Origin of the sequence: Exiguobacterium sp. MH3 (assembly GCF_000496635.1) — a bacterium.
Classification (GTDB): Bacteria; Bacillota; Bacilli; order Exiguobacteriales; family Exiguobacteriaceae; genus Exiguobacterium_A; species Exiguobacterium_A indicum.
Genome location: NC_022794.1, coordinates 1,722,304 through 1,747,553 on the forward strand (window position 1 = coordinate 1,722,304; position 25,250 = coordinate 1,747,553).

A 25,250-nucleotide genomic window follows, 5' to 3' on the forward strand; every position below is an offset into this window, starting at 1 on the left:
AGGAGATGCTCATGTCAATTTCGACACACCTCATTGCACCTCGCATGAACGCTGTATTTTTGCATGTTCAGGATGTGAAACGTGCCGCCGTTTGGTATCACCAGTTACTACAGTTGCCGTTTGATGTGTCGCGTGTCTCGTCACCTGTTTACAATCTCCCACTCGAAGGTCCAACGAGTTTGACGCTCGATGATCATTCGAATGACGCAACGTACCAACATCGTCCCTCCCCACATGCCTTATTTAATTTTTACACGACGGACATCGATGCCTCCTATCAGTTCGTCTTATCACTACAAGCACCTATCATTCGTGACATCGAACGTTTCGATGACTTTGCTTACTTTACGTTTGCAGATCCCGACGGCAACGTCTTGATGCTCTGTACAGGGTAAGACAAAAGCAGGCCGAACCACTGATGTGGCTCGACCTGCTTCGTTTAGGATGACGCTTTGACAGCTTCAGGTCGTAATTTCAATCAACCCGTGTTGGCGCCATTAGATCAATCAACGTGTAAGCACTTAACGTTTCTTTGAAGGACGAAAATGCCCGATCGAATGCACGACGCGTATTTTGTAAACTGCTATTGTCATGTGTTACAGACACGGTTTCCAGATAAGATACTTCTTCAAAAAGGTGAACGATTTCTCCCAGTGTGATCGTGTCCGGTGATTTTGCTAATCTAAAGCCACCATTACGACCTTGCACGGAAATGATGAGACCAAACTTACTCAATGCATGAACGATCTTCATTAGGTGGTTCTTAGAGATATCATAATATGTTGCCACTTCTTGAATTTGTACGAGCCGAGTCGGATGGGACGCCGCAAAAATCAGTACACGAATGGCATAGTCCGTAGAGCGATTCATCTTCATGCATTTCACCTTCTTTTCTAATCCTTCATAATGAAAGAGCGAGAACTCATTCTTCTCAAGAGCCTTCAAATGAACCTTAATTTAAATCAAACGTGCATCTGCACATATATCGACTATCTTAAAGGATTGGAAGGACTGAAATCTACAATTTTTTTCAGAAGTAGGTAGAACGATTTTTTAATGATCCTAATCTGTATGCTTAACGAGAAAAAATCCATGTACTTAATAAAACCGCGACCGATTCGTCGCGGTTTTTCATCTTTAGTCGTGAAATCGAGCTCGCGTCTCCGGAGACGGTAACGCGCACTGCTGCTTTTGTCCAAACCAGCGATGACGATTGTTCGCAACGAAATCATAGACGCGATCTCGAAGTGAACGTGGAACAATCTGAAACACACTCAACAGACGCCATCCACCTTTTAAATGACGGGCAATCCGTAACGCTGCATCTGATTTGATATAGGGTACACCACGGTCAATCACAACGACACTGTCGATCGTTTCCGAAAGATGATGACGGCGGACGATTTCTTGTCCTGTTTCCCCTTGCAACGAAGCAAAATCATGATAACCTTGGTCTCGTTTCAAAATGAACTGGACACTCGCGTCACAGAGATTACATTCTCCGTCGAATAAGACGATTGCTTTCATGATCGATTCATCCTTCCCCACCTGTTTAACGATTAATTTCGTACACTTTTTCTTTACCACGTTTCAAGTCAAAACATGCATTTAATCAGTATGTTAAATCATGATAACGCTTCCGTTCATTGTCTTTCTTACGCTATACTGTTTTTGTAAACATTTGGAACCATTCATTTATTTGAATGTATCTATGTAAAGGAGCGTACATATGACGAAACGACCGATTGCCATCGTGACCGGTGCCAGTCAGACACGCGACATCGGAGCTGCGATTTGCCGCCAGCTTGCCTCGTCTGGACATGACCTGGTCTTTACTTATTTTAAAACAACAGCGGATTGGGCGGCTAGTTTTACGACCGAACTTGAAAATCAAGGTGCCCGCGTCCTTGCGATTGAACTTGATTTAGGTCAAGCAGATGCCGCTGATGATTTATTCGATCAGGTAGAAGACTTTGGAACACCAAATATCCTGATCAATAACGCTGCCCATTCGACGATGACGGATTGGCGAACACTTGATGCAGCCAGTCTTGATCAACACTATGCCGTCAATCTCCGGGCACCGTTGTTGCTCGCGACACGTTTCACGAAACAATTCGTTGAAGCACATCTAACGTCCGGTCGTATCATTCAACTGACGTCCGGACAGGATCTCGGTCCGATGCCTGACGAGATTGCTTACGCGACGACAAAAGGTGCCTTGTCGACGTTTACGAAGACTTACGCGGCAGCCGTGGCAGCGCTTGGCATCACCGTCAATGCGGTTAATCCGGGTCCGACAGACTCGACTTGGATGGATGAAGCAACCCGGACGGCGCTTAAACCTAGTTTTCCGTTCGGGCGAATCGGTGCGCCGGAAGACGTCGCACGATTGATCCAATTCCTCGTCAGTCCTGACGGTGGCTGGGTGACCGGGCAAGTCATCCATTCCGAAGGTGGCTTTGAACGCTGAATATGTCGCATGTAAAAACATCCCTCTGACGTTAAAATCAGAAGGATGTTTTGCATTATCGAAAGACCGGACCCGTTTCCGTCAAAAAATCGTTCCAGGCTGTTTGATGCAGTTCGCTATAGAGCTCTGGCATTTGGTCTCTTTCAAAAAAAGCAACGTCGAGTGATTCATCGGAATCAATCGTCAATTGCCCCCCATTGATTCGGCAAACGAAAAAATGGACGATCGGCTGGACGACATCCCCGTTTGGATACATCTCTTCGTATTTCGAATAGACACCACTCAAACGTTCGATCGTGACATGAAAACCGGTCTCTTCAAAAATCTCACGCTGTGCGGCTTCAACGAGCGACTCTCCCAGTTCCAGTGCGCCGCCGGGAAAGCCCCATGCTTGTTGCTCCCACCGTTTTTGAAGAAGAACGCGCCCCTCCTCGTCGATGACGATGCCATCCGCAAAGTTCAACATCACTTTTTCTTGACCAACCTTACTGCGAAGAAAGCGTATGTAGTCCATCTGTCGCCCCTTGAAGTTTGACGTGCTTCAGCCATGTGATCAGTTGCTTGATCATAGCATCAGTCACGGTATGATTGATATCTGGAAAAACATCTAAAATAGTCGTTTGTGCCCTACCTGCTTGAACAGCGGTTGCGTGATAGAACTGCTGGATTGATAGTGGAATGATGTCATCGGCATCCCCGTGCAGGAGCAACCGCGGACGCTCATCCATCACACTGATTGGATCGAGCTTCCATGGTACATCCACCTGTTTGATGGCAGGTCGCCCGTCGCGAACGCGGAATTGACGTTCCGCTTCAAGATAGGCACCGCCCCCATTGATCGCAACGAGTGCTTTAATCGGCTGACGCGACATGATCCCGTGGGCAATGAACCCACCCATCGAGACGCCGATCGCTATCACGTCTGAAACATGCCAGCCTGATTGTTCGATGATAGCTGTCGCTTCCGTAATCGATTGTTCGACGACGGACCAAAAATAGGTCGTCGTTATTTCTGGATCAAATGGATGATCAAGCGGTTCACGCTGGTCATGTCGAAGAAGTTCCGGGATGAAGACATCGTATCCTTCGTCAGATAATTGTCGCGCAAACTCTAGATAAGAAACAGCCGTTCCGCCCCAACCATGGTAGAGCAGAATGGCTCCCGTTGGTTGAGAGGCACGGACACAATGAACATGAAAATCAAGCTTCATTATTTAGCTTCTCCTGATTCAAGCGGACGATCGTTCTCGCGAAGTCATCTTCCGGTAATCGTTGTCCGTTCTCAAGAAACGGTTTCCAATACGGTCGAATCTTAAATAGCGAGACCGTATCACGATAGACTGTTCGGCGGACAATTTGTTTTGTCGTCAACGGCAATCCGTTCTCGCTTTCAACCTGGATGCCGCAAATCCGACCACCAATCGTTTTCCCGTTCAACAGTTTTAATTGCGCGACTTCTCCTAGAAAACTGATTGTCGGTTGTGTCACGACAGCGTGAACGACTTCTGACTTCACACGTCGTAACACCGTTTTTTCGATGACGAAGGAAAGTCCGAAATAAACAGCTTGGTTGATGATATACGCACCGATTCGTCGTTTAGTCGTTAAATGCATGGGTGGTCCTCCTTATACGTTGAAATAGACGACAGCGCCAAGTCCACTGACGGCAATCAAATAAAAGACGATTGCGAGTCGTTTGTTTGCAGCAGAGATATCCTTTCGGACGAGGATCTTACTATACCGATACGTCAAGAATGCGAACACGAGCAATGCCAAAATCAATAATGGTTCCATTCGATTCCCTCCTTTTCTTTCTTATTCTACATCATTTCTGGTTTCGAATTGTTATATTTTACAAGTAAAGTGGTATATGCTTGATCCATATGTCATCAATCCAACAATGAAATGAGGTTTACATGTTGAACACTACAACGATTTGCTGTCTTGTGGAGTCGAAGACACCTGGTTATCTTGTTCGGGAACTGCCGCCGCTTGGCATCCATGACGTCCACGTCCGCACCTTAGCCGGTGCCATCAGTATTGGTGCCGAACTTCCCCAATGGCTGGAACAAGATATGACCGAAACCAGCTATGACTATCCGCTCGAGACCGGATATGAAAGCTACGGCGAAGTGCTTGCAGTTGGTGACGCCGTCCAAATCGTCAAGCCCGGTGATCGGGTCGTCAGCTTCTATGGTCATCAAGATCAGGCGATCGTTCCTGTATCGAAGGTCATCCCGGTTCCTGCTCATATCTCACCGCGCGAAGCCCTACTGTTGATTCTGTCCTGTGACGCGGCAAAAGGCGTCCGAAAGCTGACATTGACACCCGACACAAGCGTCTTAGTTTCTGGAATGGGTACGCTCGGTTTGCTGACGGTACATTACTTACGGCATTATATCAACGTTCGTCAGATTGATATCATCGAGCCGCTTACGTCCCGAGCGGAGTTAGCACGTCAATTAGGTGCACGTGTCGTCACACCGGATTCAAGTATGTATGACGCCGCCATCGAATGTTCCGGACGCCAAGCGGCCTTTGCCGAACTTCAGTCTGCTGTCCGTCCTCATGGTTCAATCTGCGTCTTATCGGACGGCAACCGGGAATCCTTGGCGTTGACGCCCGCTTTTCACGCGAAAGAACTTCAGATCGTTGCATCGAGTGACGGCTGGGACTACCGCAAGCACGCAGACTGGCTCTTTGCAGACGAGCGTCACGCGACATTGCCCGCTTTGTTCGAACACGAGACTTCGTTTTCGGAGCTCGCCAGTTGCTTCGCTGCCTTAATGGAAACACCAGATCTCCCGATTAAAGTATTCGTTGATTATGAGCAGACGAGCTGAACACCGTTCGGATCCGTACCTACGAGCGATACGTCGGAAAAGACTGCTTCTTGCAAGACGGTCTTCTCTCCGCGGACGGTTTGGATTTGTGACATCGGTCGATTGAACAGTTTCGCTAAATCCGCCTCTAATCCTTCTCGTGGCGTCGCCAGAACGAGACGCTCAAGTGTCGTTCCATCAGTATCCGCAATCGCATCTTCATGGACTTGCAGTTCAATCCGTAATCCGTATGGTGTCTGCAAGAACGTCCGACGCTCGTTCGCTTGGACCGTGAACGATAACGTTTCTGCGCGGTCGAGAATCGTTTGCACGTCACCAGGCTGAATCAAAAATCCGATGTGATCGAAGCGAACCGTTTTTCCGAATCCGATCGTCACGTTGACCGCCCCCCGTTTCATTTCGATGATTCGGAATAAAATTTGATCCGCTCGAAAATCATTCCATGACAGAGGTGGATTAAACGACGAAAATTCTCCGTCCTTCTTCCCGATGCGCTGGGAAACGTGAAACCCGCGTGCCGTGTACCAGGCTTCTGTTTCTTCCAAATGTGGTGTCCAGATATGGTAGTGAAATAGCATTTACATACACTCCTTTTTGTTGTTCCAATCGTTCCACGTCATCACTTCGACTTGGTTCGATTCATTCAAATATTGTCGTAATAACGGGAGGTGCGCAGCACCGTACAAACAGACGATTCGTTCGTTCGCCTGAGCGAGGTGCAGTAAACGATTTGCGATCTTTTGATTGCGGACTCGCCAGTAGCGTTCAACCCAAATCCGACCACTCTCCAGTCGTTCGATTTGATCATAGATTCTAGCCGACGCTGCAATCGTTTCTTCAGCGTGCAATCGATCGAGCCATTCGGAGAATGATGACTGCTCCATCGCGTGCTCTAACTGTTCTGTCCGCTTCATCTCAGCCGCGACGATCGTCTCAAAGGCTTCCGGATGATGTGAACGGACGATTCCTAAATCCGGTACGCCGGGTACGATTTCGTTCCAATCGACCCCATGGAGATGTGCTACTCCCGCCATCCGGGCTAATCGAAAGCCAATTTGTTGCCGTTCATTTTCGGTTAAATCGCTCTCATGTTGATAGGTGTCATATGTATGTTGCAGGTCACTCATGCGTTCAGGTGCCGTCTCAAGGGCAACGCATGTCGGTCGAAATGCGTTCAATCGAGCGACGACTTCTTGGATTTCTCGTTGCCTTCTCTCTGACGCGATATCAAAAATTGCTGGACGAATCATGTCACCATTTGCCGGGCGATCGAGATGGAACATGCCTAACAGTAAAATCTGAGGTTTCATCTATCTCCCTCCTTTTCCTGATTTTACCTTATACTTGGTAAAAGAATCGACTATTACCTATCATGAATTTACGTTCCTATTCAACGAATACTCATATAAGGAGGTTCCGATGAAAAAGATATTCGTCATTGTGTTCATTGGATTTTTATTCGGATGCAGTCAAACCGGTACAGAGGACGAAGTTAGTCATGCCATGATCGTCATTGTGAATAACAAAGAGTATAACGGAACAGAAGTTGAATTGGATGCATCTATGCAACAAGGAGAAAAAATGAGCACGATACTAAAGAAAACAAAAGCATATGAAATGCCCCAAGCGAACAGTCAATCGAATCTTTTTTCAGTCGGGTCCACCATCTATTCTGTTAAAGGAACAGAAGATTTTATCATCGTAAAAGACAAAGAAAATAAAAAATGGCTTTTACAAAAGGTAAGAGATATCAAAAACCATTTGAATTAATGAGGTACTTAACACTTTTAACGTGGTACCTCTTTAGAAGTACTAACAACGGAGATGTTTTGTACTTTTACACGAGGTATGGTGAAAAGTAATTAAAAGGGGCTGACTCAAAAAAGAATGACGCGTCTTTTCACGCCTTTTCCTCAGGCGAGACACAAGCCAGTTTTCCTGCTTCATTCAAGCAGGAAAGCGGGTCTTGTTCGTCTCTGACAGCGCATAAATGCGCTTGTTCCTGTAGGAGTGGCGTGTGACGCGTCATTCTTTTTGTTACGAGATAAGGATGGCAGATCATCATTCTGCCATCCTTATCTTTGTAGAGACTGACTTTTGAGTCAGCCCTTTTTTTATCCTGTTAAACTTGATTTAACGAGCAAAATCTTACCACTTTCCTCGGCATCGATATAAGATACGGCTTGTACATCGAGATGGATATCGCGACCGAACAAACGATACAGCCGTTCCATTAGAAGGTGTTCGTCTGATTGACTGAACCGATCTGCGTCCGGAACGTAGTAGATCGATACGCTATTTGTCGTCATTTGAACATATTGAATACGCTCGATACTGTTCGGCAAATGTTTGACGAGACTCGACAGTTGCGCTTCAAAAATCTTTTGTCCATCCGATTTTTGGATGAAGGCCCGCCCCCTGCCGTCAATCGATTCGATGATTGGTCCCGGATGACCACAGGAACAGGTGCGCTGACTGAGCGTCATCCGATCTCCGACCCGGTAACGAATGAGGGGGGTGCCGTGTGTATCAAAACTCGTCACGAGAATCTCCCCGTCTGTATCGAGTTCGATGATCCCCATCTCATGATGCAGATGTTTTTGACCAAACCGGCATTCCGAAACGATTGGTGCCCCTTCAGACGATGCATATTGATCAAAGACTGGTCCGTGAAACACTTCTTCGATGACTTGGCGCTCTTCCGCGTCGATCCGTTCAGCCGTCGGAAAAATCGCAATCGGTTGACACGTCAAGCGGATCCCTTCTCGCTTCGCGAACCGGGCGAGCTCAATCATCGCTGACGGAAGACCATCGATCGTTTCTGGTTGAAAACGTTCGATGGCTTCAAGATAAGCTGCCATCGTCCTTGGGGATAATCGTTTTACCGTGAACAAGAGTTGATTCGCCGCTCGATTCATTCGCCAGTAGACGTCCACCTGTTGACGCTCGGGTACGAGATCCTGTGCCGTAAAGCTGATTCGTCGCATGCCACGGTAGACACCGTGGGTCGCCTTGAAATAATCCAGATGGGCCATGCGAATTTGCATATCCGGTATCGTATATCGTACTTGCAGTGACGTGCCTGTCGTTCCGCCCGTTTTCCCTATGATTGGCGCAGCGACATCTGTTTGAATGTCCTCCATGTGTGTTCGTAATTTTTCTTTTGATAGTACAGGAATATGTTTTAGTTCGGATAAGTCCGTTAACGGTAGGCGAATGCCATGTGAAGTGAAGAGCTGACGGTAATAGGGACTGTGTTCCGTACAGAAGCGAAGGAAGTCATTTAAACGATCAAGTTGTTCCGCTTTGACGTCGATCGTCGTATGTTCTCGTTCGAGGAGCATCCGGAACCGTTCTTGATAGACCGGTCCATAACGTTCGCGATGCAATTGATACCCATAGAGGGTTGTGAAGAAGTGCTGGAGAAATAGAGGAGAGCGATTGTAGATCTGCTCTTTGATACCCATGTCATCACGTCCTTTCGCAAGGGAAGTAACGGTTTCGATGACTCTACGATAGCCTATGTACCTGACAGGAATATGACAAAAATAAGGGAACATGCCTCCTGACAAATTGCTATCACCTTGGACAGGTCCGACGATCATCGCTCTACTATACTGAAAACAAGGAGGTGACAAGATGTGGCTCGAATCGATTCAACGCGTTATTGACTATATCGAAGATCATTTAGAAGACTCGCTCGATCTCAACGTTTTGACAAAAGTCGCTCAGATGCAGGCTTATCCTTTACAACGGGCGTTTTCGTTACTTGCGATGATGACGTTACCGGAATACATCCGAGGACGACGTCTGACGCTCGCTGCCCAACAATTGACACAGACGGACCAAAAAATCATCGATCTCGCCTTACGTTTTGGTTATGAGACGCCGGAAGCTTTCACAAAAGCTTTCAAACGTCAGCATGGTTGTTCGCCAACGTTGATGCGAAACGAGCGACGTCCGATTCACGCCTATAACCGCCTGAGCATTCAGGTGACCTTGAAGGGACTGGAGCAAATGGATTACCAACTCATCGAACGACCGGCTTTACAAATTTCAGGATGGCGAAAACATTTCCCGACGCAAGATGGTGCCCAACAACAACTGATTCCGTTGTTTTGGAATGATGTGAATCATTCTGGTCAAGATGCTACCTTGTTTAAACAAAATGACGGTCAGATTGAAGGTGTGATTGGTGTCTGCTCCAATTTCACCGAAGCATCGATGGATTATTGGATCGCGACGACGACAACGGAAGTTCTGCCCGGTCAGGAAACGATGACGATTCCGGCGAGTCTTTGGGCGACGTTTCCGGTCGTTGGTCCGATGCCGCATGCCATTCAAGAGATGTGGCAGCGTATCTATCAAGAGTGGATCCCATCGCATGGATATGATCCTCTACCTCACGCTGAACTCGAAGTTTATTCGGCAGGCGACCCGTCTGCCGCCGATTATCAATCTGCCATCTGGATTCCGGTGCGACCACGCGACTGACAGTTTCAGGACATACGAAAAAGCGAGATCATCGGTGACCTCGCCTTTTCATGTGTCATGCATACTGTTGTTTAATCAGTAACGTTTTTCCACTGATTTCTTTCGGAATTTCGGGTACCGCGCGCATGACGACATTCAATTGTCCGTCAAACAGTCGGTCAAGAACGAAAAAGAGTTTCTTCTCATGTTCTTTCTCGAAGCATCGTTCATCCGGAACATATAATAAAACAATCTCATCCCGCGTCTCTTGAATGTATTGCACGCGTTCGATACAGTTCGGGAACGCTCGAACGATTCCCGCAAGTTCGCCTTCAAAGACACGGTGCCCGTTTCTGAGTTGAATGAAGCTTCTCCCCCGTCCGTCGATCGAAGCGATGATCGGACCTTGATGACCACAGGGACACGTTTCCTGACTGAGCGTCATCCGATCGCCAACGCGGTAACGGACAAGTGGTGTACCATGCGTATCGAAGCTCGTCACAAGGATTTCACCGTCCTCATCACGTTCAATGATTCCCATCTCATAATGTAAATGTTTTTTCCCATACGGACATTCGGCGACGATCGGCGCCCCTTCTGACGACGCATACTGATCATAGATTGGCGCATGGAAGACTTCTTCGACGAGCGTTCGTTCTTCTGCCGTCATCATCTCAGCCGTCGGGAAGATTGCTTTGGGACGAAACGTACAGGTCATCCCATATTTTTTAGCATATCGTGCGACTTCGATCATTCCTGAAGGCAAACCATCAATCGATTCCGGCTGAAACCGATTCAGTTGTTCGATGTATGCAGCGGCGGTTTTCGGATTGATGTTTTTGATCGAGAACAACATCTGATTGATGACTTTATTCGTCCGCCAATAAACCGGTGCCTTTTGTTGCGGGGAAGCAAGCGTTTGACCGGTAAAACTTGCACGGCGCATCCCTTGATCGACTCCATGGGTCCACTTGAAGAAGTCAAGATGTGCCATCCGGATTTGCATGTCTTCCTTTGTATAATGCACTTGAATCGATTTACCGGTCGTACCGCCCGTTTTTCCGAGAATCGGGGCATGGACGTGCGCATGGACGTCCTCATTTTGTTGGCGTAAGATTTCTTTCGTCAAAGGGGGAATCTGTTTTAGTTCGTCAATCGATTTTAGCGGGAGCTCTAGTGCAATGGTAGAAAACAATTCCTGATAGTATGGACTATGTGTTTGGCAAAAAGAAAGGAAGTCGTTTAATCGATGCAATTGTTCTGCTCGAACGTCATGCGGTCGTCCTAACTTCTGTTTCAGTTCTTGTAAACGTTGCTGATAGGCGGGACCGTATCGTTCATGGAACAGGCGACGTCCTTGTAAAGTCGTCAACAAGTTTTGGATGAAAATCGGTGAGTGAAAGTAGATCGATTCTTTGAGCTGCATGATGTCACTCCTTCCATAGTTAGACCACCTTTTACTGATACTTTCATCTTATTTCCAGTCGCCGCCCATCTCAATTAGTTCTTCGTGAATAAACTTAGCTTTTATTTTCATGGCGATTTATTTTAATGAACTCTGATTCACGAACATCTTCTTACCGATTCTTGAACTTACAACTTTTCTTCCCTCACAAAAAATCCGATTGATGAAGAGGAGTTTCTTCATCAATCGGATTCATACGAGTGGCATTACGATTTCGCACCTTTTTGTAACATCTGACATCCGTATGCCCGCAATTTAATCGCTTCGAGTACGAGCGACATCTGTTGCTCATCCAATCGTTCAATCAGCTCGATGATTGTGATCGTCGTTCGTCCATTATACAATTGGACGATCAAGTGAATGATCGCTTCTAACGCTGGACTCGGATAGGGTTCAGCTAGAAATTCACGATCAAAAAACTCACCGCTATCCGGAAAGAAGTAATCCGAGAACCGTTCGAGCACTTGTGGCTGTCCTGTCGCAAGGTACAGCATCGAGACCATCGCTGCATCTTCTCGTTGTTTCGGCTTTAATCGTCTCCACAACAGATCGAATCGTCGTTCATGTCCCTCTTGCATGAATTGTATCGTCTGCATGGTTGAAGCCCCCTTTGTTTTCATACTTCCTGTTGGTTCTTTTCCATATGTTACTATTCCCTATTCCATTCAACTGAATCGTCTCAGCATATCCTCTTGCGATTGAACCGACTCGATTGGGGGTACATTACAACAGATATAAGAGAGGAGTTTACATCCATGCCAACGCGCCTAGCTTTAGCCGGAGCCACCGGATACATTGGTCACAATTTACTGAACGAACTAAAGAAAAAATATGACGTCATCGCCCTTTCACGAAATGGTGACGACAAGGATAATGAGGAACGCGTCGAATGGCGATCGTGCGACCTCTTTTCTCTAGACGATACGATCGCTGGTATGAAAGGAGCGGACATCGCTGTCTACCTCGTCCATTCGATGATGCCATCTGCTAAATTGACACAAGGATCGTTTGAGAATATGGACTTATTGTTAGCCGATAACTTCGCCCGTGCCGCAAAAGAAAACGGCATCCGGCAAATCATCTACTTAAGTGGTATCATCCCCGAGGAAACAGAAAATCTATCGCGTCACTTAAAGAGTCGACTTGAAGTCGAACGCGTTCTCGGTGCGTACGGAACACCGGTGACGACGATCCGTGCTGCGTTAATCGTTGGTCCTAAAGGTTCATCGTTCCCAATATTATCGAAACTCGTCAAACGCTTACCCGTCATGGCACTCCCACGATGGACACGTAACAAGACACATCCTGTCGCCTTACCCGACGTCATTCATGCTCTTGGTGAAAGTGTCGATCGCGATGATGTCAAAGACCGGGCCATCGATATCGGTGGTCCAGAAGCGATGACCTACAAAGAGATGATCCTTAAAACAGCCGACATCATGGGTAAACGACAACCGACGATCGATATTCCTTTATTGACCGTTAAATTATCCCGCCTTTGGGTGACACTCGTGTCCGGAGAACCAAAAGAAACCGTCTATCCACTCGTTGAAAGCATGGTCCATGAGATGGTTGCGGATCCAGAAAAAATGATTCCCGGCATCAGTGACGGCAAAATCACATTCGAACAATCAGTCCGAGATGCGTTAAAAGAGGAGGAGGAACAAAAAGGATCTTCTTCCTCGTCGTCTTCGACACCAGACGTCCTTGACGTCCGATCGGTACAACGTGTTCTTTTGCCAAAGGATCGCGATGCCGACTGGGCAGCTGAAGATTATATGAACTGGTTGTCATCATTTGCTCGCCCTTTCCTATCGTCAACCGTGCAAGATCAAGTCGTTCGGATCCACATTCCGTTTTACGAACAACCGCTGCTGGAATTGACGAAGGAACCGGTTCACGATCGACACATGGCGACGTACCGGATTACCGGCGGATTGTTCGCAAAAGTCGAGCAAGACAGCCGTGGTCGGATTGAATTCCGGCAAATTCCCGGTACGCAGGAATGTATCATCGCCATCCATGAATTCGTCCCTACGCTACCGTGGATACTCTACAAGGCAACACAGGCGAACGTTCACCTGCTCGTGATGTATCTCTTCAAATTACACTTGTTGCGCCGGATTCATTCGACGGAACAAGAATCGACACGTGCGGACGAAATCGTTCCGTCGTCTTGATGCCAATCAAAACGATTCGCCTCTTCCTTGGCGAATCGTTTTTTGACGTTTACAGAAGGATGACGAAATGGAAAAAATCGTGATACACTGGACGATGACTGAAAGAAAGGGGTTTCATCGCATGCGCTCATTTGAGGAACGATTATCGAACCAACTCGAGGCGACGGCTTCACTCGCCACATTGATTCAACCTTCAACGGATCAACTCCGTTTAGATAAACTAGATAAATTCGCTAGCAAACTATTAAAACGAGAGTTCACGATTGCGTTTGCCGGTCACTTTTCAGCTGGAAAATCGAGCATGATCAACGCCTTGACGGGTGAATCGGTCTTACCGACGAGTCCGATTCCGACGAGTGCGAACATCGTGACACTTCAGCAAGGTGAGACGGATTCAGCAATCGTTCACTTTCATGAACAGCCCTCTGTTCGTCTGACAGCAGCAGAGCAAGAGGAGCATCTTCAATCGCTTGGGAAAAGTGGTGATGTCCGACAAATCGATTTGACGCATGCCGCGTCCGCGCTGCCTCCTGGTCTCGTCTTGATGGATACGCCAGGCGTCGACTCGGTCGATGATGCCCACCGGGTCTCAACGGAGTCTTCCCTTCACTTGGCTGACATCTTGTTTTACGTCATGGATTACAATCATGTTCAATCCGAATTGAACTTCATGGTGACGGATGAATTACAAGCTGCCGTGCCGGAATTATATTTAATCGTCAATCAAATCGATAAACATCGTGACGATGAACTATCATTCGACGCCTTCCGTCGTTCGGTTCATGCGTCCTTCGCCGAACACGGTGTCGTACCGAAAGGTATTTTCTTTACGAGCCTACGGGACCCAGCCCATCCGCATAACGATTTCACGGAAGTCGAACAACTCGTCAAACAAAGCATTCGCGACGCTCAACCGAAGTTGTTGACTTCTGCCGCTCTGACACTTGAAAGTCTTCACCAGGAGCATACACGTTATCTCACACGTCTCGTCTCAGAAACCTACGAGACGATGGCTGAGCAATTGAATGACACTGAACAACGGGATCCGGCGAAAATCGAAACCGAATTAGCGCGTGTCTCGCAACAGTTAGAAGCACGTCAACCGGACCGCTGGGTACAGACGTTTTCGCTTCATCGGGATCAACTTTTGAAAAATGCGACATTGATGCCGTTTGAATTACGCGAGAAGATGCGCCGCTTCCTCGAGTCACGTCAGCGTGATTTCAAGATTGGATTATTCCGTAGCGCGAAAAAAACGGAAGCGGCTCAAGCAGAGATCGCACAAGACGTGCTCCGTGCCTATCAGACAGTGACCGCTTCTGAAATTTCGCTTCATTTACGTAACTTGATGAAACAATCGTTACGTGACCTTGGTCTCCTACAGGATACGCACATCGTCGCAATCGATCAGCTCTCACTTGACCCACCGCTTTCCGTACTCGAAAGTGCCTTGCCAACCGGTATTACGATCACAGGTGAATCAGTGCTCCAGTTCACGAATCGTGTCGCCGAACAGACACAAGCGTGGTTCGTCAAGGAAACGAACGCATGGCGTGAGCTTATTCGTCAAGAGTTGACGGCAACTTTCCCGAAAGAGCAAGCTGAGCTATTGCAACAACAGACGTCACTACAGCATAAATGGAATAGCGTTCAAGCATGGCAACAGGCTACCGTAGCACTCGAGCGATATGAGCATGGCGTTGCGAGTCCATCCGATCAACAACTCGAACAGGCTCGGACGCAAGTCTCAGTTTGGGAGGAGCAATTGATTCAGCAAGAAGCGGCGATCGTTTCCTTTACCGGATATGAATCGGTGACAGAAACTACTGCGTTTGAAGTTGCGACGACGATCAGTGAGCAACAAGCCGTCCGTTATGCACCGGAAGACGTCGCTCAAATCCGTCAGCATCTAAATGGTCTTCAAGGTTTTGAAGATGCCGTCGCTTATTTGAATGACAAATTGGACCGACTGACACACCAATCGTTCACGATTGCCTTATTCGGTGCCTTCAGTGCCGGAAAATCATCGTTTTGCAATGCCTTACTCGGAGACAAGGTCCTTCCGGTCTCTCCGAATCCGACGACGGCATCGATCAACCGAATTCACCCTGTTGACGCTGCACACCCGCACGGCGTGGCAGAAGTCACGTTCAAGTCGGAAGCAGCGATGCTTGAGGACTTAAATGAAGCGATGGTCGGAACGATGACGTTCGAGTCAACGAAACAGGCATACGATATGCTCTTATCACGTGCCGCGTCACTGACGGACCCGTTCTTGCGTGCTTTCTTGAAAGGATTCCCTACCGTCCAATCCTTCATCGGTACCGCTCAGACGGTCGATCAAGACGCTTTTAAACAGTATGTCGCGCAGGAAGAACGAAGCTGTTTCGTAGATGTTATCGATTTCTATTACGATAGTCCGTTAACACGTCTCGGCGTGACGCTCGTCGATACGCCAGGAGCAGATTCAATCAATGCCCGTCATACTGATGTCGCTTTTGATTACATCAAGAACGCGGATGCGATCTTGTTCGTCACGTACTTCAATCATGCCTTTGCCCGCGCTGACCGTGAATTCTTGATTCAACTCGGTCGTGTCAAAGACGCCTTCGAACTCGATAAGATGTTCTTCCTCGTCAATGCGATTGATCTCGCTGCTTCAGATAGCGAACGTCAAGATGTCTTGAACTATGTCGCGACGGAATTGCAACGCTTCGGGATTCGATCGCCTCGACTGTATGGAGTCTCGAGCTTACAAGGACTCACGGAAAAGCAACAAGAGCGATCAGATTCAACTTCCGGTTTACCTGAATTCGAGGAGGCATTCCATCACTTCCTAGCGGAGGATTTGACCGGTCTCGCTAAAGTATCGTTGTCTGAGCAAACGGAAAAGACCGTCCAGCGACTCGAACGATTTATCGCTGCGACTGAAGCGAATCTGTTGCGAAAAGAAGAACGGTTGGCTGAGCTATCTGCTCTAGAACAGCAGGTCACGGATCGTTTCGAAGACAATCGCGCCGCTGTGATCGAACCTGCACTCAAAGCAGAGATCCATGAGCTATTGCACCATGTCGTACAACGCATTTATTACCGTTTCCCTGACTTTTTCAAGGAAGCCTATAACCCTGTTCGTTTTGCTCAAACTGGCAAAGGAGCAGCATTACAAGATGCGTTAACGGAACTGTTGACGTTCCTTCGGTTCGATTTTGAGCAAGAGCTCCGTGTCACGCATTTCCGTGTCGATCAATGGCTCGAAGCGTCCTTGATCCGGCGTCAACAAGAGGAGCAACAGTTGCTAGAGCAATGGAACGAATCCTTCCAGCTCGCTCCTGTTACGGTCTCTCGATTAAACGAAATGACGTTCGATGGTCCATTCGAAGATGCAACGCCTTATGTCGGCGTCAAACGCCACTTCCGGAATGCGAAAGCCTTCTTTGAGAAAAATGAGAAGGAGCAGTTGAAGGAGGAGCTTGCGACATTAACTAAGCAAGAAGCACTCGCGTATACTGCCACTCAAGAAGAACGCTTGCTTGCAGTCGCGTCGGCACATCTGGACACTTCTTTGACAGCCGTTTCAGAGCACCTATTACGCCAAACACTCGAGCAACTTGAGAGTGAACGCGCGACGTTACAGGCACAAGAGACGCTGACTCCTTATAAACAAGCAGCAAAGCAGATTCGCAGTCTGACGCAACACGTCACTTCATAAAATACAATCGTTCAACACAAAAGACCGGAGCGCGATGCGTTCCGGTCTTTTTTCTTCATCGCGCAGGCGTTGGCCAATACGACTGAAAATAGTGGACGATGTATTGGTGGACGTGCCGGACAACAGGACGTAATTCCGTCCCGACGAGTCGGTTCAACGAGACATCCCATAACATCGGTGGGTCGAACGGGATGATTTTAATGTCATCCGCATGATGAAACCGTAGTATCGGCTCCGGTAGGATTGAGATGACGTCAAGTTCTTGGACCATCCCGATCAACAAGTCCCATGCCCCTGACATGAAGAAGATATTCGGCTCTTGCTGCACTTTACGAAACTCCGATAGTATTTGATGATGTAACATGAATCGATCGTTCAAGATGACAAGTGGTTCATTTCCGATATCACGATACGACAACGCTTCTTTGGCTTGAAACGGGTGATTCGGACGCACGGCGACGACGACCTCATCTTCGATCAATCGAAAACGTTCGATACCATAGGATTCGCCCGGTTCAATCAAAATGGCCAAGTCGAGTTCTTCAAGTAACAGTCGACGCTTGAGTTCAAACGCCCCCTCTTCGATGATTTCGAGTTCGATGCCTGGATGTTCCGCCATGAACTTCGGAATCAACTGCGAAAATAAAACAGGGAGGATGACGGGTGGGATGCCGAGACGGACCTTTCCTCGGACGACGTTCGAACGTTCACGCAGATGACCCATCAATGCTTGATGACGTGTCAGAACGATCTTCGCATCCTCATACAATTGACGTCCTGTTTCCGATAATCCTGTCAACCGTCCGTGCTTTCGAATGAACAGTTCTACTTGCTCCAGCTGTTCGAAGTCGCGGATCATCTGACTAAGCGCCGGTTGCGAGATTGACAAGTGCTTCGAAGCACGCGTTAAATTATAGCCTTGCTCGACGATCGTCGTAAAAAAGAGCAATTGTCGAATATCCACTTACATCCCCCCTTATTCATCAAACCAGCGATTTTTTTTGAAGAACAGAATCATTCCTAAAGCGAGGAGTCCCATTGCCCCTAACGTTACGAAATAACCATACTGGGTCGTCAGTTCTGGCATGTGTTCGAAGTTCATACCATATATACCTGCGATGAACGTCAACGGCATGAAAATCGTCGTGAAGATCGTCAATGTCTTCATGATACTATTCATCCGGTACGAGTTGAGAGAGATGAAATTATCCCGAAACTCAGATGTCATCAATCGATTGTATTCGATCATTTCCGATAACTTCAGTAAGTGATCGTACAAATCGCGAAAGAATGCCTGTTTCTTTGGATGAATCGATAAACGCTTTGATTCGACGACACGATACAGTAAGTCCCGCATCGGCATGACCGTCCGCGAGATTCGAAGTAACCGCGCGCGTAGTTCGAAAATCTCCTCCATCAACCGACGATCATTGCCACGCGTTCGGTAGCGTTCCTCAAGCGCAAACAATTCATCTTCCGTTGCATGAACGATCGGAAAATACCCGTCGACGATCTTATCCATGATTTTATGTACGAGGTCGACTGTTTCTTGTTTGTCGAGGCGTTGGCTACACTGTTCAAACACGATATCAATTTCTGGTGAAGATTGCTCATGGTAGCTAACGAGATGCCGATCACTTGCGAACAAATTGATTTCACGACTCGTCAATGTTCCTTCATCGAGCGCATGAAGGACAAAAAAGCTATGTTCTGTATAATATTCAAGCTTTGGGCGTTGCAAGTAATGAAAACAATCTTCAATCGCCAGTGGATGAAAATCAAAAACCTCAATCAATTTTTGCTTCTCTACGTCTGTCGGTTGATCGAAATCAACGAAATAACGTTTCATGCCCGACTCCTGTGTCCGACTTACATCATCGGTCAAAATGATTGTGTCATTCGCATCGATCAGTATACAACGAATCAACTTTTTCTCCCCCTTTTCCTATGTAAGCGTACTATATTTTTTAGTATGCAACAAAAAAAGGATTTCCTCGAAGAGAAATCCTTTCAGATTGTAGACAAATGAACTGACTCAAAAAATGACACACCTTTTCACGCCTTTTCCTCAGGCGAGACACAAGCCAGAGCGACCCTGCAGCGAAGCGAAGCTTGTCCCAGGAAAACGATGCGAGTCGAACAAAAAAAGCGCAATCCTTCTCGTTAGAGAACAATTGCACTTGTCTTCAGTCTCAAAAGATTTCCCCAAAGAGAAATCCGTTTCAAATAGCAATCAACCATGTTCAATATAAAATCCGCTCCAATAAACCTGACGATACGTAAACTCTTTTCCACTCTTCGTCGTCACAAGCATTTCATCTTCTGCCATGACGGCAATTTTAATGGGTACTTCACCGTGATCCGTCAAATAATTGAGGATCTCAAGATGCCGATTCAACCAAAGACGACGGCGGAACCAACGAAAACGACTGAATGCCGCACTGAAGTGGAGTAAAGCGAGCGCAAGGATAATTAAAGCAAACGGAAGTGGAATGTCGAACAACGCAATCAAATATACATCTGCAATCAGCAAGGATAACGAGAGACCCATTTCCGTCATCTCCATGAAAGATGCTTTATAGGTCGCGAAGTAGGTCATCACACGAAAAAGGAAGATGACCGTGAGGTACGGTACGAAGTACATTTGAAACACATGGTCCGTGCCGCTGTTGACGAACATGAGCAACGGCAGGAAGAATAGCAATTTCCAGATTAGGATGGCGGAATAAAATAAAGTATGATCCGTGTAGCGTCTGCGTACGATGGCTTGACTCATATTCATTGCCTTCCCCTCCTTCATGATGGACCGTTTCAAAGTCGATGATGACAGGACATGATGCCTATAAGGGTATGTTTCCGAATTCAGCTGTTTCTAATCGTCTAATTCACAGTTTTTAGAAACTGTATATTTAGTATACGTCATGACGCGCCAAATGGTTCACTTTCCCCATCATTTCCCATCATTCGATGTGCTACAGATTGGAAACCCGCTCTTGCTAGTCGTCCGGATCTTCTACTGCTACAATATAAGATATTCCAATTGAACAGAATCGAGTTGAATCTCTCATGTACACCCATATCATCATCGGCGCCGGCATTCTCGGTGCCTCGACTGCCTATCATTTATCGAAGGCTGGTGAACGCGTCTTACTCGTCGATCGGAAGGAACCTGGTCGAGCCTCTCATGCGGCAGCCGGCATTATCTGTCCATGGATGACACAGCGACGAAATAAGGCATGGTACAAATTAGCGAATAACGGGGCTCATTTTTACAAGACATTGATTCCTGAACTCGAAGCACTCGGTGAGACGAGTACGGGTTATCAGCAAGTTGGCACGATCGCCTTACACGAAACATCAAAAATCGAAAAGATGGAGACGATTGCGCAAAACCGTTTTCCGGAAGCACCTGCCATCGAACGTATCGAACGACTGGACCAAGATCGTGTCAAAACGCTCTTTCCACTCGTCGAACAGATCGAAGATGCCTTATTCGTTTCCGGTGGTGCCCGCGTTGACGGACGTGCCTTGTGTGCTGCACTGATTCGTGGCGCTGTCGAACACGGTGCGACCGTCCTAGAAGGAGATGCTTCTCTTATCGTAGACAAGGGAGTCGTCACCGGTATAACCATGGAAAATGAACAGTACTCGGCAGAACAGTTCATTTTAACGGCGGGTGTTTGGTTAAATGACCTGCTCCGTCCACTTGAGCTTAAAATCGATTTGCATCCGGAGAAGGGACAGATCCTGCAACTCGATTTGACGGATTCTACATCAACGACTTGGCCCGTCGTCATGGGACAACGCGGATTATATCTCGTCTCTATCCACGAAGGGAAACTGATCGTCGGTTCAACACACGAAAAACAGACCGACTACGACTTGAAACCAACCGTTAAGGGGATGTATGCCTTATTGAATCGGGCTTTACCTGTCTTACCGCGTCTCGAAGAAACAACGATTGATGAACTGCGTATCGGCTTACGCCCGTATACGAAAAACTCCCTGCCGGTGATTGGACCGCTTCAAAATCATCCGAACGTGTTCCTAGCGAACGGACTCGGTGCATCTGGTTTGACGATCGGACCCTATCTCGGTAGCCAATTAGCGAAGCTTGCACGTCATCAAGCGCCTGATATCGAATGGACGACTTATGAGCCGACCTATGTCTCTCTCGACTCCTGACCCACTCTATGCTTCACTTTGAAAGGAAGTACACCATTGTCCATGAAACCAATCGTTCCTCTTGAATTATTCGATGCTTTAGATATACGTGTTGGTACAATCCAGTCGCTTTCGGATCTTACCGATGGCTCAATTCAGCTTGAACTACAATTCGACGGATTTACGCGTTTATTCTCACTCGACTGGGAATCACTGCGACCCGATGTCCATGAATTGCTTGGAAAACAAGCGATTGCCGTACTCAATATACCTGGTCGTACGCCTGAAGAGTCCGGGCGGTTGCTTGAGATCGGACGTTCGGAACAATGGATGCCGATCCTCGTCGTACCGGAACATCCGATTCCGGAAGGCGCTCGAATCGAATAAACGCTTTCACCCACAAAAATACTCCCCTGCATCGCTTCTACACAGAAGCTTACAAGCGGGAGTATTTTTAGTTTTTTCGCCGTTACATTTTTTCTAAATAATGCACGCTGAATCGTTCATCGTCATCGATCCAGCAATTGACTGAATGAAAACCACTTTGACGGGCAAGTGTCTCAAACTCTTCTTTACTATACTTATAGGAGTTTTCCGTATGAATCGTTTCCCCTTGTTTAAACGGAACCGTCACATCTCCAACTTGCACGAGTTGATCGAGTTGACTCCGAAGATGCATTTCGATTCGTCCTTTTTCTTCATTATAAAAAGCATGATGTTCGAATCGTGTCACATCAAACGTTCCCTCGAGCATCTGATTCAAATGCGTCAACATGTTCAAATTGAATGCTGCTGTGACACCTGCTGCATCATTATAAGCCCGTTCAAGCACATCAACAGACTTTTTCAGATCGACACCGATCAAGAATCCATCTCCCGTTTCAAGAATTCGTGAGGAATGACGTAAGAAGCGCATCGCTTCCTCCGGTTCAAAGTTACCAATCGTCGATCCCGGGAAAAAGATGACTCGTTTTTGAGACTCCTCGACCGGTAAAGAAATCGATTGTGAGTAATCCCCACAGACCGCTTTAATATGCAGCGCAGGATACCGTTCCGACAATTGGCGTGCAGATTCCATCAGGAAGTCTTTTGAGATATCAATTGGCATATACGTGTCGAGATGTGTAAATGTCTCCAGTAATATCTGGATTTTACGACTGCTGCCACTTCCATATTCAATCAGTGTATGCACATCGCCGATACTTCGTGCGATCTCCGCTCGATGCTGCTCCAAGATGGCGAGTTCTGTCCGTGTCGGATAATATTCCGGTTGTTGCGTAATCTGTTCGAACAACTGGGATCCGATATGATCATAAAAATATTTTGCCGGTAAGACCTTTTGTTCTCGCATCAGACCTTCGATGACTTCTAAACGCATGTTTTGTTGCGGCGTATATAAATCGTACCCAATGACTGTCTCTCGCATCACATGTCACCTGCCAATCGGAAGCCGCCAAATAACCAACGTTTATCAGGCGGGAAGAAGTTGCGGTATGTCTCGCGAATGTGATCGTCAGGCGTCACGCACGCTCCTCCACGCAGTACCATTTGATTACACATGAACTTCGCATTGTATTCCCCGAGTGCTCCTTCGAGCGGTTTACTGCCTGGATATGAACTATAAGCGCTCGACGTCCACTCCCAGACGTTTCCGAACATGCTCGCAAGCGTCGTCTCTGACTCTTCGACGGCTACCGGATGGAAGGTTCCGCTTCCCATCATATTACGCTTCGTGACAGAATCGACTTGGCGAGAAGCCCATTCCCATTCCGCTTCTGTCGGCAAGCGTTTCCCTATAAAGCGACTATAAGCGTCCGCCTCATAAAAACTGACATGACAGACCGGTTCATCGAGACGAAGTGGTTCGACACCGTTCATCGTAAAGATCGTCCACTCTCCCGCGTCATCCTTCATCCAATATAACGGGGCTTTCCAGCCTTCTTTTTGCACCGTCGCAAAGCCGTCAGATAACCAATACTCTGATTTTTCATAGCCCCCTGCTTCAATGAACGCCAAATACTCACCGTTCGTGACAGGACGCGTCGCGAGTTCAAATGGATGCAGCCACGTTTTATGACGTGGACTTTCGTTGTCGAACGCAAATCCGTCTCCTGTATGACCGATTTCGACGAGTCCTTCCTCGAATTGGATAAACGATGTTTCCTTGACTGCATTTTCAGGCACATCTGATGCCAACGACTTTGATTGATAAGCAGGTAACAGTGGATTCGTGAAAAAGTTATACTTCACGTCCATCAAGATCAATTCCTGGTGTTGTTGCTCGTGTTGTAGTCCCATCTCGACTAATGTTTCGATTTTTCGTTGGTCTTCTGGAGTCCGTTCTTCCTTCAAGAACTCGACCATTTGTCCATCGACATATGCCCGGTAAGCAATGATGTCCTCGACGGTCGGACGTGATAACATCCCTCGTTGTTGACGAGGCTGGTAAGCACCAATCGAGTTGTAGTACGAATTGAACAGATAATTGTACTTCGGATGGAAGACGCGATAGCCTTCACTATATTCTTGTAGTATCATTCGTTCAAAAAACCAAGTCGTATGGGCGATATGCCATTTCGGCGGACTCACGTCCGAACTCGCTTGAATGATGAAGTCTTCTGCTTCGAGCGGTTCAATCAAGGCAATTGTTTGGTTACGAACAGTGGCAAATTTTTCGATTAAGTACGATGTCGTTTCAAATAGCATGTCAATCACTCCCTATCCAAAATATTCCGAATCTTTTGGTCCATTTGATGTATACCCCTCCTATGGAAGAGTTATGCTAAAGAAACAAAAAAAGTCCGCTCCGTTAAGAGCGAACTGATCACTTTAATATACTTTATCGCCGTTGAAGATCGAGTTCTTGACGACGACGTAGTCGACCGTCCGAATCGCTTGCAATTTGTTCCCGCCAGCGTACGAAATTGCCGATTGCAAATCTTGCTCCATCTCGATCAACGTATCCGCTAGACTTCCTTTATGCTCGACGAACATCTTCTTTCCTTCGACGTTCTTGCGTTCCCCTTTTTGGAACTCAGAAGCAGAACCGAAGTATTCCTTGACGAGCACCCCATCTACTTCATGCGTCTCACCAGGCGATTCCTCGTGCCCTGCGAAGAGTGAACCGATCATGACCATCGAAGCACCGAACCGAACCGACTTCGCGATGTCGCCATGCGTCCGAATCCCGCCATCCGCGATGATCGGTTTACTTGCTGCTTTTGCACACCAACGAAGTGCCGCGAGTTGCCAACCACCTGTACCGAATCCTGTCTTAATCTTCGTAATACACACTTTACCTGGTCCGATCCCGACTTTTGTTGCGTCGGCTCCCGCATTCTCAAGTTCGCGCACCGCTTCTGGCGTACCAACGTTACCCGCGATGACGAAACTTGCTGGTAGAAGCGACTTGATGTGACGAATCATCTGAATGACGGCTTCCGAATGACCGTGTGCGATATCAATCGTGATGTATTCAGGAGTTAGGCCCTCTGCCGCAAGCTGTTCGATCAGCTGATATTCTTCTTCCTTGACACCGACGCTGATTGAAGCGAACAGTTGACGTTCTTGCATCATACGTACGAATGCCAAACGACGAGCCGGTTCGAATCGATGCATGATATAAAAATAATCGCCTTCCGCTAAGAACAAAGCAATCGATTCATCAATGATCGTTTGCATGTTTGCCGGTACGACCGGAAGCTTGAAACGTCTACCACCGAACTCGACTGACGTATCACATTCCGAACGACTACCAACGATTGATTTTGCTGGAATTAATTGAATATCTTCATAATCGAATACTACATCCATGAATAACACCTCTAATTACGAATATTTTTTAATATATTGGCGATAATCATTCGCCCCTTGACTACTATAACGAACTGTCATCATAGTGTCAAAGAAATTTTCGCATTTTTAAGGTTTTTCAAGAACTTTA

Annotated in this window: 26 protein-coding genes; 9 read left to right on the forward strand and 17 right to left on the reverse strand. The window is 47.2% G+C overall.

Annotated elements, in window-relative coordinates:
• Positions 1-11 precede the first annotated feature (11 nt).
• Positions 12-395, forward strand: a complete 384-nt coding sequence (locus tag U719_RS09260; RefSeq protein WP_023468500.1) for a VOC family protein — start codon at positions 12-14, stop codon at positions 393-395.
• 79 nt (positions 396-474) lie between these two features.
• Here U719_RS09260 and U719_RS09265 read toward each other — a convergent pair whose 3' ends face one another.
• Positions 475-870, reverse strand: coding sequence for an Rrf2 family transcriptional regulator (locus U719_RS09265; RefSeq protein ID WP_235147578.1), 396 nt, complete (start codon positions 868-870; stop codon positions 475-477).
• Between the two features lie 267 nt (positions 871-1,137).
• Complete coding sequence (locus U719_RS09270) at positions 1,138-1,527, reverse strand: thiol-disulfide oxidoreductase DCC family protein (protein WP_023468502.1); 390 nt, start codon at positions 1,525-1,527, stop codon at positions 1,138-1,140.
• Between the two features lie 202 nt (positions 1,528-1,729).
• Between U719_RS09270 and U719_RS09275 the strand changes: the two genes are divergently transcribed.
• Positions 1,730-2,473 (forward strand): SDR family oxidoreductase, encoded by a 744-nt coding sequence (locus tag U719_RS09275; protein WP_023468503.1) that lies wholly within the window; start codon positions 1,730-1,732, stop codon positions 2,471-2,473.
• A 55-nt stretch (positions 2,474-2,528) separates the two neighbouring features.
• On the opposite strand, the gene U719_RS09280 is transcribed toward U719_RS09275, so the two are convergent.
• From U719_RS09280 to U719_RS16855, 4 genes are read right to left on the reverse strand one after another with little or no spacing between them, the layout of a single operon-like run.
• Positions 2,529-2,987 (reverse strand): NUDIX hydrolase, encoded by a 459-nt coding sequence (locus tag U719_RS09280; RefSeq protein ID WP_023468504.1) that lies wholly within the window; start codon positions 2,985-2,987, stop codon positions 2,529-2,531.
• Positions 2,959-3,684 (reverse strand): alpha/beta fold hydrolase, encoded by a 726-nt coding sequence (locus U719_RS09285; RefSeq protein WP_023468505.1) that lies wholly within the window; start codon positions 3,682-3,684, stop codon positions 2,959-2,961. Before U719_RS09285 ends, U719_RS09280 begins: the two co-directional genes overlap by 29 nt.
• Positions 3,674-4,087, reverse strand: coding sequence for an RDD family protein (locus tag U719_RS09290; RefSeq protein WP_023468506.1), 414 nt, complete (start codon positions 4,085-4,087; stop codon positions 3,674-3,676). The genes U719_RS09285 and U719_RS09290 overlap by 11 nt, the downstream gene beginning before the upstream one ends.
• Before the next feature lie 12 nt (positions 4,088-4,099).
• The gene (locus U719_RS16855; protein ID WP_023468507.1) at positions 4,100-4,267 is read right to left on the reverse strand and encodes a hypothetical protein; all 168 of its coding nucleotides are present in this window, start codon (positions 4,265-4,267) and stop codon (positions 4,100-4,102) included.
• Between the two features lie 122 nt (positions 4,268-4,389).
• Between U719_RS16855 and U719_RS09295 the strand changes: the two genes are divergently transcribed.
• Positions 4,390-5,316 carry a zinc-binding alcohol dehydrogenase gene (locus U719_RS09295; RefSeq protein ID WP_023468508.1) on the forward strand — a complete coding sequence of 309 codons (927 nt, stop codon included), beginning with the start codon at positions 4,390-4,392 and terminating at the stop codon, positions 5,314-5,316.
• Here U719_RS09295 and U719_RS09300 read toward each other — a convergent pair.
• Both U719_RS09300 and U719_RS09305 read right to left on the reverse strand, forming a co-directional pair.
• Positions 5,298-5,894, reverse strand: coding sequence for a hypothetical protein (locus U719_RS09300; RefSeq protein WP_023468509.1), 597 nt, complete (start codon positions 5,892-5,894; stop codon positions 5,298-5,300). The two genes, U719_RS09295 and U719_RS09300, sit on opposite strands and share 19 nt — an antisense overlap.
• Positions 5,895-6,626 (reverse strand): DUF5694 domain-containing protein, encoded by a 732-nt coding sequence (locus tag U719_RS09305; RefSeq protein ID WP_023468510.1) that lies wholly within the window; start codon positions 6,624-6,626, stop codon positions 5,895-5,897.
• 109 nt (positions 6,627-6,735) lie between these two features.
• Between U719_RS09305 and U719_RS09310 the strand changes: the two genes are divergently transcribed.
• The gene (locus U719_RS09310) at positions 6,736-7,086 is read left to right on the forward strand and encodes a hypothetical protein (RefSeq protein WP_023468511.1); all 351 of its coding nucleotides are present in this window, start codon (positions 6,736-6,738) and stop codon (positions 7,084-7,086) included.
• Positions 7,087-7,430: 344 nt separating this feature from the next.
• Here U719_RS09310 and U719_RS09315 read toward each other — a convergent pair whose 3' ends face one another.
• On the reverse strand, positions 7,431-8,783 hold the full coding sequence (locus U719_RS09315) for a phenylacetate--CoA ligase family protein (protein ID WP_023468512.1): 1,353 nt from the start codon (positions 8,781-8,783) through the stop codon (positions 7,431-7,433).
• Between the two features lie 172 nt (positions 8,784-8,955).
• Between U719_RS09315 and U719_RS09320 the strand changes: the two genes are divergently transcribed.
• Positions 8,956-9,810, forward strand: a complete 855-nt coding sequence (locus U719_RS09320) for an AraC family transcriptional regulator (RefSeq protein ID WP_023468513.1) — start codon at positions 8,956-8,958, stop codon at positions 9,808-9,810.
• A 55-nt stretch (positions 9,811-9,865) separates the two neighbouring features.
• On the opposite strand, the gene U719_RS09325 is transcribed toward U719_RS09320, so the two are convergent.
• Both U719_RS09325 and U719_RS09330 read right to left on the reverse strand, forming a co-directional pair.
• Positions 9,866-11,215: a phenylacetate--CoA ligase family protein gene (locus U719_RS09325; protein WP_023468514.1), complete on the reverse strand. Its 1,350-nt coding sequence runs from the start codon at positions 11,213-11,215 to the stop codon at positions 9,866-9,868.
• Between the two features lie 245 nt (positions 11,216-11,460).
• Positions 11,461-11,850 (reverse strand): hypothetical protein, encoded by a 390-nt coding sequence (locus U719_RS09330; RefSeq protein WP_023468515.1) that lies wholly within the window; start codon positions 11,848-11,850, stop codon positions 11,461-11,463.
• A 159-nt stretch (positions 11,851-12,009) separates the two neighbouring features.
• Between U719_RS09330 and U719_RS09335 the strand changes: the two genes are divergently transcribed.
• Positions 12,010-13,434 (forward strand): NAD(P)H-binding protein, encoded by a 1,425-nt coding sequence (locus U719_RS09335; protein WP_023468516.1) that lies wholly within the window; start codon positions 12,010-12,012, stop codon positions 13,432-13,434.
• A 121-nt stretch (positions 13,435-13,555) separates the two neighbouring features.
• A complete protein-coding gene (locus U719_RS09340) occupies positions 13,556-17,143 on the forward strand; it encodes a dynamin family protein (RefSeq protein WP_041255502.1) in 3,588 nt (1,195 codons plus the stop codon).
• Positions 17,144-17,198: 55 nt separating this feature from the next.
• On the opposite strand, the gene U719_RS09345 is transcribed toward U719_RS09340, so the two are convergent.
• The 3 genes from U719_RS09345 to U719_RS09355 all read right to left on the reverse strand — a co-directional run bounded on the left by U719_RS09345 (position 17,199) and on the right by U719_RS09355 (position 19,925).
• Complete coding sequence (locus U719_RS09345; RefSeq protein WP_023468518.1) at positions 17,199-18,107, reverse strand: LysR family transcriptional regulator; 909 nt, start codon at positions 18,105-18,107, stop codon at positions 17,199-17,201.
• 12 nt (positions 18,108-18,119) lie between these two features.
• Positions 18,120-19,070 carry a magnesium/cobalt transporter CorA gene (gene corA, locus U719_RS09350; RefSeq protein ID WP_023468519.1) on the reverse strand — a complete coding sequence of 317 codons (951 nt, stop codon included), beginning with the start codon at positions 19,068-19,070 and terminating at the stop codon, positions 18,120-18,122.
• Positions 19,071-19,376: 306 nt separating this feature from the next.
• Positions 19,377-19,925, reverse strand: coding sequence for a hypothetical protein (locus tag U719_RS09355; RefSeq protein ID WP_023468520.1), 549 nt, complete (start codon positions 19,923-19,925; stop codon positions 19,377-19,379).
• Positions 19,926-20,209: 284 nt separating this feature from the next.
• Between U719_RS09355 and U719_RS09360 the strand changes: the two genes are divergently transcribed.
• Together U719_RS09360 and U719_RS09365 are read left to right on the forward strand one after the other, a co-directional pair.
• Positions 20,210-21,328: an FAD-binding oxidoreductase gene (locus U719_RS09360; protein ID WP_023468521.1), complete on the forward strand. Its 1,119-nt coding sequence runs from the start codon at positions 20,210-20,212 to the stop codon at positions 21,326-21,328.
• A gap of 42 nt (positions 21,329-21,370) precedes the next feature.
• Complete coding sequence (locus tag U719_RS09365; protein WP_023468522.1) at positions 21,371-21,694, forward strand: hypothetical protein; 324 nt, start codon at positions 21,371-21,373, stop codon at positions 21,692-21,694.
• Positions 21,695-21,776: 82 nt separating this feature from the next.
• On the opposite strand, the gene egtD is transcribed toward U719_RS09365, so the two are convergent.
• The 3 genes from egtD to guaC all read right to left on the reverse strand — a co-directional run bounded on the left by egtD (position 21,777) and on the right by guaC (position 25,120).
• On the reverse strand, positions 21,777-22,733 hold the full coding sequence (egtD, locus tag U719_RS09370; protein WP_023468523.1) for an L-histidine N(alpha)-methyltransferase: 957 nt from the start codon (positions 22,731-22,733) through the stop codon (positions 21,777-21,779).
• Positions 22,733-24,013, reverse strand: a complete 1,281-nt coding sequence (egtB, locus tag U719_RS09375; protein ID WP_023468524.1) for an ergothioneine biosynthesis protein EgtB — start codon at positions 24,011-24,013, stop codon at positions 22,733-22,735. Before egtB ends, egtD begins: the two co-directional genes overlap by 1 nt.
• A gap of 123 nt (positions 24,014-24,136) precedes the next feature.
• Positions 24,137-25,120 carry a GMP reductase gene (gene guaC / locus U719_RS09380; protein ID WP_023468525.1) on the reverse strand — a complete coding sequence of 328 codons (984 nt, stop codon included), beginning with the start codon at positions 25,118-25,120 and terminating at the stop codon, positions 24,137-24,139.
• Positions 25,121-25,250: the final 130 nt, after the last annotated feature.